This window comes from Phenylobacterium sp. FG114 (assembly GCF_057809855.1).
Map to the genome: position 1 here is coordinate 68,192 of NZ_JBMDKU010000012.1, position 10,023 is coordinate 78,214.

Sequence of the window (10,023 nt, forward strand, 5' to 3'; positions counted from 1 at the left end):
GATACGAACGCTCAGCGGCGACGGATGACCAGATTGCGAATTTCCGTCATGTCTTCCATGGCGAAGCGTACGCCCTCGCGCCCCAGGCCCGAATCCTTCACCCCGCCATACGGCATGTTGTCCACCCGATAGCTGGGTACGTCGCCGATTACGACACCTCCTACGTCCAGGTGATCCCACGCTTCCAGCATCCTGTAGAGGTCGCGCGTGAAAACGCCGGTCTGTAGACCAAACTTGGAGTCGTTCACCTCGTCGAGCGCATCTTTGAAGTTGGTGAACTTGGACAGGATGGCGACCGGGCCGAAGGCCTCTTCCGCATAGAGCGCAGCCGTGCGACCGACACCTTCCAGCAGGGTCGCTTCCAGCATTGCGCCTTCGCGCTTGCCGCCCACGAGCAGCTTGGCGCCGTCGGCGACGGCGGCCTGGATCCAGCTGTCGAGGCGCTTGGCCTCCTTCTCGTCGATCATCGGGCCGACGAAGGTGGCCTCCTCGCGCGGGTCGCCGGCGACCAGGGTCTTGGTCTTGGCCACCAGGCGGTCCTTCAGCTCGTCGTAGATGTCGGCGTGGATGATGATCCGCTGCACGCCGATGCACGACTGTCCCGACTGGTAGAAGGCGCCGAAGATGATCCGCTCGACCGCATCGTCCAGGTCGGTGTCCGCGTCGACCACCACCGCGGCGTTGCCGCCCAGCTCCAGCACCACCTTCTTCTTGCCAGCCTTGGCCTTGAGGTCCCAGCCCACGCCGGGCGAACCGGTGAAGCTGAGCAGCTTCAGCCGCTCGTCGGTGGTGAAGAGGTCGGCGCCGTCGCGGTGCGCGGGCAGGATCGAGAAGGCGCCCTTGGGCAGGTCGGTCTCGGCCAGCACTTCGCCGATGATGATGGCGCCAAGCGGCGTGCGCGAGGCGGGCTTCATCACGAACGGGCAGCCCACCGCCAGCGCGGGAGCGATCTTGTGGGCGGCTAGGTTCAGCGGGAAGTTGAACGGGCTGATGAACGAGCAGGGGCCGATCGGCACCCGCTTCCACATGCCCTGGTAGCCCTTGGCGCGGGGCGAGATGTCCAGCGGCTGGACCTCGCCGGTCATCCGCACCGACTCCTCCGCCGCGATGCGGAAGGTGTCGATCAGGCGCGTGACCTCGCCGCGCGCGTCGCGGATCGGTTTGCCGGCCTCGATGCATAGGGCATAGGCCAGTTCGTCGAACCGCTCCTGGAAGCGCTTCACGCAGTGCGCCAGCACCTCCTGCCGCGCATAGGCGGGCAGGCGGGCCATGGGTTCGGCCGCCTCGACGCAGGCCTGAATGCCCGCGTCGATGGTCTTGGCGTCGGCCTGGGCGACGCGCGTGGCGACCTTGCCGGTGTACTTGTCCGTCACCTCCAGATCGAGGTTCGGCGTCTGGGCCTCGTTCGCCAGGTAGAGCGGGTAGGAGTCCTTCAGGGCGGTCATGTCCGTTGTCCTTGAGGCCTACGCCGCTCAGAGCGCCGCGCTCAGTTCCTTGATCTGCTTGTTCAGGATCGCGTCGTTGTCGGAGTAATCCACCGGGCAGTCGATGAGGTTCACGCCGGGCGTTTCCAGGCACTGCTTGAGGAGGGCGGGCAGCGAGCTGGCGCTCTCCACGCGATATCCGTTGGCGCCGTAGCTCTTGGCGTACTCCACGAAGTCCGGGTTGCCGTAGGTCAGGCCCCAGTCCTTGAAGCCCATGTTGGCCTGCTTCCAGCGGATCATGCCGTAGCTGTTGTCGTTCAGGATCAGCACGGTGATGTTCATCTTCAGCCGGACGGCGGTCTCCATCTCCTGGCTGTTCATCATGAACCCGCCGTCGCCGCAGATCGCCATGACCTTGCGGTTCGGATAGACCATGTGCGAGGCCATGGCCGACGGCAGGCCGGCGCCCATGGTGGCCAGCGCGTTGTCGAGCAGCACCGTGTTGGGCATCCGCGCCGGATAGTTCCGGGCGAACCAGATCTTATAGACGCCGTTGTCCAGGCAGATGATCCCGTCCTGCGGCATCGCCTCGCGGATCTGCTTCACCAGGTATTGCGGATAGATCGGGAAGCGCTGGTCATTGTCGTATTTGGCGGCGTGCGCCACCTCGGCCTCGCGCGCCTTCATCATGGCTGAGAAGTCCCAGCCCGACTGGGGCAGGATGTCTTCCTTGATCTGCCAGATGGCGTTGCCGATGTCGCCGATCACCTCGTACTGCGGGAAGTAGACCGGATCGACCTCCGCCGAGCGGAAGTTGATGTGGATCACCTCGGTGCCGCCGCGCTGCATGAAGAACGGCGGCTTCTCGATCACGTCGTGGCCGATGTTGATGATCAGGTCGGCCGCGCCGATCGCCCGGTGCACGAAGTCGCCGGCCGACAGCGCCGCGCAGCCGAGGAACTTCGGCGACAGCTCGTCCACCACGCCCTTGCCGAGCTGGGTCGAGACGAACGGGATGCCGGTCTTCTCGATGAACTGGCTGAGCATCCGGCTGGTCATGGTGCGGTTGGCGCCGGCGCCGATCACCAGGATGGGTGACTTCGCCTGCTCGATACGCTTGGCCGCGGCGCGGATCGACTTCTCGTCGGCCACCGGGCGGCGTGCGTTGCTCTTCGGCAGGGGCGTGGAGTCGGTGTGCTCGTCGGCCACGTCCTCGGGGAATTCGATGTGCACCGCACCGGGCTTCTCCTCCTGTCCCAGGCGGAAGGCTTCGCGGACGCGCGACGGGATGTTGTCGGCCGAGGCGAGCTGGTGCGTGTATTTCGTGATCGGCTTCATCATGTCGACCACGTCGAGGATCTGGAAGCGACCCTGCTTGGACTTCTTGATGGGCTTCTGGCCGGTCAGCATCATCATCGGCATGCCGCCCAGCGTGGCGTAGGCCGCCGCGGTGACGAAGTTCGTGGCCCCCGGGCCCAGGGTAGCGACGCAGACGCCGGCTTTGCCCGTGTGGCGCCCGTAGGTGGCGGCCATGAAGCCCGCACCCTGTTCGTGGCGGGTGAGGATCAGTTTGATCTTCTTGGATCGGCTCAGGCTGTCCAGGAAGTCGAGGTTTTCCTCCCCCGGCACGCCGAAGACGTACTCGACGCCTTCTTCTTCGAGGCACTGGACGAACAGATCAGACGCTTTGGTCGACATAACATAGCCCCCATCCCAGGGGTGTGAGTTGTCGCAAATTCCAGGCTCTTGTGAAGGGGCAAAGAAGGCGGTCGTCCATTGCGTCCGCAATTGCGCTTAGACCGTACGGAATTCGAAGCTAAGCTTCCCAAGGGAAGAGGCGCTGGCGCGAAGGTCGCGCCGGAGTATGGGGGACAACATGGCAGTCAGTGATCACGTCGATCTCAATGGTTTCATCGAGGGCGTGAAGCGCCGCAATCCCGGCCAGCCGGAATTCGTGCAGGCGGTGCAGGAAGTGGCCGAAGACATCTTCGACTTCATCCAGGACAAGGAAAAGTACCACGAGGCGCAGATCCTGCGGCGCATCGCGGAGCCTGACCGCGTCGTCAGCTTCCGGGTCTGCTGGCAGGACGACAAGGGCAACGTTCGCGTGCAACGCGCCTGGCGCGTCCAGAACAACAACGCCATCGGCCCCTACAAGGGCGGCATCCGCTTCCACCCCTCGGTCACCGAGAGCGTGCTGAAGTTCCTGGCCTTCGAACAGACCTTCAAGAACGCCCTGACCGGACTGCCGATGGGCGGCGGCAAGGGCGGCTCGAACTTCAATCCGAAGGGCAAGTCCGACGGCGAGGTGATGCGCTTCTGCCAGAGCCTGATGACCGAGCTCTACCGCTACATCGGCGCCGACGTCGACGTGCCGGCTGGCGATATCGGCGTGGGCGCGCGCGAGATCGGCTACATGTTCGGCCAGTACAAGCGCCTGACCAACGAGTTCACCGGGGTGCTGACCGGCAAGGGGCTGGAATATGGCGGCTCGCTGATCCGGACCGAGGCCACCGGCTACGGCGCCACCTACTTCCTGCAGAACATGCTGAAGACCCAGGGCAAGGACATCGAGGGCCATACCGTGGTCATCTCGGGCTCGGGCAACGTGGCCACCCATGCGGCCGAGAAGGTCAACATGCTGGGCGGCAAGGTGGTGACGCTCTCGGACTCCGAAGGCTTCGTCTACGACCCCGACGGCTTCACCCAGGAAAAGATCAACTGGGTGAAGGATCTGAAGAATAAGCGCCGGGGCCGCATTTCCGAGTACGCCAAGGAGTTCAAGGGCGCCGAGTTCCACGTGGGCAAGACGCCCTGGGGCGTGCCGTGCCAGCTCGCGCTGCCGTGCGCGACGCAGAACGAACTCCTGGGCGATGACGCCCGCACCCTGGTGGCCAACGGCTGCATCGGGGTGTCGGAGGGTGCCAACATGCCGACCAACCTTGAAGGCGTGCATGTCTTCAAGGACGCCCAGATCCTCTACGCGCCCGGCAAGGCGGCCAACGCCGGCGGCGTGGCGGTCTCGGGTCTGGAGATGAGCCAGAACTCGGCGCGCATTTCCTGGAAGGAAGACGAGCTGCAGCGCCTGCTGCAGGACATCATGCTCGGCATCCATTCGTCCTGCCTGGAATACGGCGGACGCCCGGGTTCCAAGATCCCCGACTACGTGAAAGGGGCCAACATCGCCGGCTTCAAGAAGGTCGCCGACGCCATGCTGGCCTTCGGGGTGGTCTGAGCCACGTCTTCAGATCGCTGAAACGAGAACGCCGCCTCGGGCAACCGGGGCGGCGTTTTTCTTGGCTGTCTCGCGAAGCGGGCGCTCCCTCTTCCGCCGCCTCCGAGGGGAGGCGGGGTCTTACGCCCCCGCCGCTCGGCGCGTCACCGCCTCCGTCCACCGCAGCGTGCGCAGCGGCGGATGGCCGGGCTTCGGGGTCGCCTGGCCCGGCTTGTGGAAGCTGTGGCAGGTCGTGCAGTCGGCGTCGTCGGCCGCGGCGATCTGGGCCGTGGTCTTGCCGTGGCATGTCCCGCACTTGGCCAGGTCCGGGATGAGCACGTCGGCCGATTTGTCCGACGTCTGCGCCCGATGGCAATCCGCGCATTTGAAGCCGCCACGCTTGGACTCGCCCGGGCCACCATGCTCGGGGACGCTGTGATCGAAGCCGCCGCGGGGCAGGTACTTCATGGCGAGCTTCACCGGCGCGAGCTGTACGGTATCCGCGCTCCAGGTGATCGTATGGCAGTCGTAGCAGGCGCCGCCAGGCGAGAAGGTGGCGCGGTAGGCGCTGGCGCCCACGGCCGAGAAGGCCGACGGCCGGATGCCGCCCGGCCGAGCCCGGTCCGAGCCGCCAGGAGCCGCGAGCGTGCGGCCGGCGAGGGTGGCGACCACCTTGTTGACGTCGCCGTGCGGGAGGTTGCGTAGCTCACCCCCGACCCGCGCGTAGGCCAGGCTGTGGCAGGTCCCGCAGTCGCGCTCCATCTCGATCGGCAGGAAGTTCTTCCCGGAGGCGTCGCGACGGTGACAATCGGCGCACTCCATCGGGGCGCCATAGCCTGCGGCCTTGCCCAGTCCGATCGCCTGGCGCGCCACGCCACCCGCGGGATCGAGGTGAAGGCGGTGCGGGAAGATCAGGCCGTTCTTCTCCTGGGGCGCCGTATCCAACGCCACGCGCTGGAATTTCGGCGTCGGGCCCGGCTGGGTCATGACCAGCGGCCGGAAGCCGGGGTGCTTGCTCCAGTCGGGCGTGTCGATCAGCTCGGTGGTCTTGAGCCGCATCTTCAGCTCGGTGTGGCAGCTCTCGCAGGTCTGCACGACCACCAGCTTCGGCTTGTCCTTGAGCGGCGCGTCAGACGTCCCCCCCTTGGCGGGGGTATGCTCGATATGGCAGCTCGCGCAGCGGTCGGTCGGGTGGTTGAAGGCCCGCTGGATCAGCACATTCGCCTTCGCGCCCAGGCCCGGGGGCAGGGGCGTGCCCTTCTCCAGCTTGGCGTGCGGCGCATGCTCGGCGATCAGCAGCGGCTGGAAGGGGCTGCCCATACGCCGGGCGGTGGCCACGGCGGCGGGCGCCTTGGCCGAATCGGCGGTGTGGCAAGTCAGGCAAGCCTCGTCGCGCACGGCCACGAAGGCGTTCGTGTGGCACGACTTGCAGTCCTGCTGCATGAAGGCGTGCGCCTTCGACAGCGGCCCGGTCGACCATTGTTCGTCGGGATGGATCTTCGGGTTCGCCATGAACAGCACGAAGATCATCGGGATCGCCAGGCAGAGCAGGAAAATGCCCGAGCCGAGCAGCCACGCCATGTTGCGCCGGCCGAACACCTTCGCCTGCAGGGAAAACACGCCCGGGCTCGCGTGATGCTCGTCGTCCTCGCGGGTGATCGTGACCCCGACCGACTCGTTGTCGGGACCGGGCTCCAGGGCCAGGCTGAAGTCGCCGAAACGCACCACGGGATGACTGGCGGCGCTGAGCTCCGCGCCCATGACCGCCTTGCCGCCGAGGTCGAAGGGCAGGCCACTGACCGATTCGATGCTCACGCGCCCGGGGCCCGTGAAGCGCATCCGGGCGTGCTGGGGATCGACCGATAGGTCGGCCAGGACGATGTCGTTGCTGCTGGCCCGGCCGATCGACAGCTCGGCCTTCTCCACCGTCCGCTCGCGGATGATCGGGTCGCCGCCGCCGGCGCGCTGGGTGATCAGCTTGAGGTGGAATTCCTGCGCCACCGGCTCACCAGTACGTAAAGACGCTGACGATATGCGCCGTCAGCGCCGCCAGCAGGGCGAAGGTCGCGGGGATGTGGACGAACAGCCACCCCTCCAGCACGGCGGTGATCTGCATCTGCCGCCGAGCCAGGCCCAGCACGTCGCGCTTCTGCTCCATCACCGTGGCGATCTTCTCCAGGGTCTCGGCCTGGCGGGGCTCTGCTGGCACGGGCAGGGCCTTCAGACGCTGCAGCGCGCGGGTGTTGGCGCAGTCGCCGTAGCTGCCGGTCAGCCGCCGCCAGAAGCCGCCGCCGAGCTCGGTTTCCTCGAGCGACAGTCGCACCACCTGGGCGCCGGCGCGATCCAGCGGGAGGGCCAGATCGTGAAGCTGTTTGTCCAGGCTCTCGAGCGCCTCGAGCATCTGCTTGCGGGTCGTCTCGCCGCGGTTGCCGTGCAGGCGCTGGGGCAGGGTGGCGTAGGCCCAAATGCCGAGGGCGCCCGAGGCGATCACCAGCATCATCAGGCCATAGGCAAGCGTGTGGACGTTCCAGCCGAACTGGAAACCGGTGTGCAGCGTGGCCAGCACGACCAGCGACAGCCCCAGGTAGACGTGCGCCGAGACCCAGGCCTTCAGTGAATAGTGCCCCGCGGTGATAACCCGCTTGCGGACGCCCAGGCAGGCCAGCCAGACGATCAGCCCGGCGCTGATCGTACCCAGGAGATACCCCAGCCAGCTGCCGCCGCTGGGCGGCTCGGCGAGCCGTACCGCCACGAAAAAGTAGACTGCGATGGCCACAAGGCACAGCAGCCCGGCGATCTGCGCCCAACGGAAGCCCTTGTGCCGCAGGAACCCCTCGTGGGTCCGCTGCCGCACGCGCTCGGTATGATGCCCCCCAACCTGTGTCACGGCCTAGCCGGCGCCTTTCTCGATCCGCGCCACCGAAAGGAAGGCGTCGGGCGAGACCCGGATCGCCGCCCCCGTCGGGCAGGCCCGTACGCAGGCCGGTCCCCCCGCCTTGCCCGAGCACATGTCGCACTTGATCGCGAGCTTAGGCGATTCCGCGCCGGCGCCAGACTTGGCCGCCTTCTTCCGCCATTCGTATGGCGGCTGGCCGGGCCCGGGGCCCTTGCCGAACAGCATCCACTCCCAGAGCTTCGGCTTGGGCGGCGGCGGCTTGTCCATCTGGATCACGCCGTAGGGGCAGGCCCGCTGGCAGTTGCCGCAGCCGATGCAGGTGTCCGAGATGAACACCTCGCCGTCCGGCCCCCGCCGGATCGCGTTCGGCGGGCAGTCGCTCATGCAGTGCGGATGCTCGCAGTGCCGGCAGGAGGTCGGCACGTGGATGTTGGCGAAGGTGGTGCCGGCCTCGCGGTTCAGGCGGCTGAGGCCATCGTGGCTGTCGGCGCAGGCCTTCTCGCAGTTGTCGCAGCCGACGCAGAGGCTCTCGTCGATCAGCAGCACGTCGGTGGCCTCGCCGATCCCCTGCTTGATCAGGAAATTGGCGACCGAGGAGTACATGTCCACGGCGCCGCCGAACTCTTCCTTCTGCTCCTCGATGAAGGCGTTGATCTCGCGGCGCGCCTTCATCTCGTCGTACATCCGCTTGGCCAGCTCGGGCTTGCGCGCCAGCAGGCGGCGGAACGGATCGGCGGGCAGCTTCACGACGGTCGAGCGGATCGCGGCCTTCACGGTCGCCACGCGCGGCGCGCGTTCGATCATCGCCATCTCGCCGGAATACGAGCCGGCCGGGACGTAGCTCATGAACACGGGCTTCCCGCCCAGGTTCTTCTCCACGATCATCGAGCCCGAGCGAATGATGTAGAGGTCGTCCGAGACGTCGCCCTCGTTGATGATCGCCTGGCCGGGCTTCACTTCCATCACTTCCGCGCCCGCCAGCACCTCCGAGATGTCGGCGGGCGTCAGGCCCGACTTGAAGATCTGCAGCACCTGGCGCTCGCTGGTGATGCGGTTCACCGTGTCGCGCGCCTCGGGCACCTGGGCCATCAGCTTCAGGGCCGCCATACGCGGGATTTCCACGCAGATGGTCGGCTCGGCGGCGCGGATGGTCGCGCCGCGCTTGCGGCCCGATATCAACCCCACCTCGCCGAAGATCGAGCCTTCGCCGATGGGAACCACGATGTTCGGATTCGACGGATCGACTTCCACCTTCACCGATCCCTCGGCGATGCCGAACAGGGATGACCCGGGATCGTTGCGGATGAAGATCGGCTCGTCGGCCTTGTAGGCCTTCACATCCGAGTCGAGCAGGAACTCCCGCATCTGCAGCGGGGACAGGCCGTTCAGGATCTCGACGTTGCTGCGCAGGAACTCGAGCCACTCCGAGACCGAGCGGCGGCCGGGTAGGCCCTCCAGCTTTTCCTTCAGCAGCGGCTCGTCGGCAGGTTCCAGGTCGGTCGTGCCGCTGATGAACTCGACCACGTCGAAGCCCTGGTTCATGCAGTGCTTGATCAGTGGATAGCCCGCCAGCGCGCCGATCACATAGATGCCCGGCTTGGTGGTTTCGAAGGTGGGCGACAGTGTCGGGAAGGCCGAGGGCGAATCGCTAGCGAACGCGATCCCGCAGCTCTCGACAAACTTCCGCGGCGGCGAGGCGCCCATCCGCGCGATGATCCGGTCGCACTTGTAGCGAGACGAACCCTGGGGCGTCTCCACCGTGATCCAGCCGGGCTCGACCAGGCTCGGCGAGGTTTCGGTCATGATGGTCATGCGCCCGGCGTCGCGGGCGGCCATCAGGTTGTCGACGTTGGCCTTCTTGGCGCGAGCGAAGTCGGCCGAACGGTTCAGGATGGTGACGGTGTTGCCCTGGGCGGCGTCCGCGGCCAGGCCCAGCGCGTTCTCGATGCCCGCATCGCCCGATCCCACCACAAAGATGTGCTCGTCGGTGTACTCGCCCGGATCGTCGAGTTGATACTGGACGTGGGGCAGGGAGGCCCCGTCGCAGCGCATCAGGTTCGGATTGCCCTGGGTGCCGATGGCCAGGACGATGTTCTCGGCCCGGATCTGGCCGCCCTTCACCAGTTCGATGGTGAAGGCGCCCTTTTCCCCGGTGATCGCCTTGGCCTCAGCGTTGAAGCGTACGTTCACGCCCGCGGCCTTCACGTCATCGTTCCACTGGGCGAGGATCTTCTCGCGCTTGCCGGCGTCGAATTCGCAGTCCGCGCGCAGGACCAGCACCGATGGCGTGGCCATCACGTGCTTGCCCTTCTGGTAGCGGAAGATGGTGTCGGAGAGGTGGTCCGTCTTCTCGAGGAGGACGTGCGATAGCCCCTTCTTCGCCGCATGAGCAGCCGCGCTCATCCCGGCCGGACCGGATCCGACGATCGCGATCTTGTAGAGTTCCGACATCGCCCCAAACGCCCCCAGTACTTACGGCCGGCCCAGCC

6 protein-coding genes are annotated in these 10,023 nt (G+C 66.5%); 1 reads left to right on the plus strand and 5 read right to left on the minus strand.

The window, feature by feature from the left end; translation table 11 throughout:
- Positions 1–11: 11 nt before the first annotated feature.
- Together ACODSY_RS19090 and ACODSY_RS19095 are read right to left on the minus strand one after the other, a co-directional pair.
- A complete protein-coding gene (locus tag ACODSY_RS19090) occupies positions 12–1,445 on the minus strand; it encodes an aldehyde dehydrogenase family protein (RefSeq protein WP_488953466.1) in 1,434 nt (477 codons plus the stop codon).
- Positions 1,446–1,472: 27 nt separating this feature from the next.
- A complete protein-coding gene (locus ACODSY_RS19095) occupies positions 1,473–3,122 on the minus strand; it encodes an acetolactate synthase large subunit (protein WP_488953467.1) in 1,650 nt (549 codons plus the stop codon).
- A 178-nt stretch (positions 3,123–3,300) separates the two neighbouring features.
- Between ACODSY_RS19095 and gdhA the strand changes: the two genes are divergently transcribed.
- Positions 3,301–4,659 carry an NADP-specific glutamate dehydrogenase gene (gene gdhA / locus ACODSY_RS19100; RefSeq protein WP_488953468.1) on the plus strand — a complete coding sequence of 453 codons (1,359 nt, stop codon included), beginning with the start codon at positions 3,301–3,303 and terminating at the stop codon, positions 4,657–4,659.
- Positions 4,660–4,779: 120 nt separating this feature from the next.
- Here the strand turns inward: gdhA and ACODSY_RS19105 are convergent, their stop codons facing one another.
- The 3 genes from ACODSY_RS19105 to ACODSY_RS19115 are packed head-to-tail and all read right to left on the minus strand — an operon-like array spanning position 4,780 to position 9,985.
- The gene (locus ACODSY_RS19105) at positions 4,780–6,639 is read right to left on the minus strand and encodes a cytochrome c3 family protein (RefSeq protein ID WP_488953469.1); all 1,860 of its coding nucleotides are present in this window, start codon (positions 6,637–6,639) and stop codon (positions 4,780–4,782) included.
- A gap of 4 nt (positions 6,640–6,643) precedes the next feature.
- Positions 6,644–7,492, minus strand: coding sequence for a hypothetical protein (locus tag ACODSY_RS19110; protein WP_488953470.1), 849 nt, complete (start codon positions 7,490–7,492; stop codon positions 6,644–6,646).
- Positions 7,493–7,528: 36 nt separating this feature from the next.
- On the minus strand, positions 7,529–9,985 hold the full coding sequence (locus ACODSY_RS19115) for a cyclic nucleotide-binding domain-containing protein (RefSeq protein ID WP_488953471.1): 2,457 nt from the start codon (positions 9,983–9,985) through the stop codon (positions 7,529–7,531).
- Between the last annotated feature and the right edge of the window lie 38 nt (positions 9,986–10,023).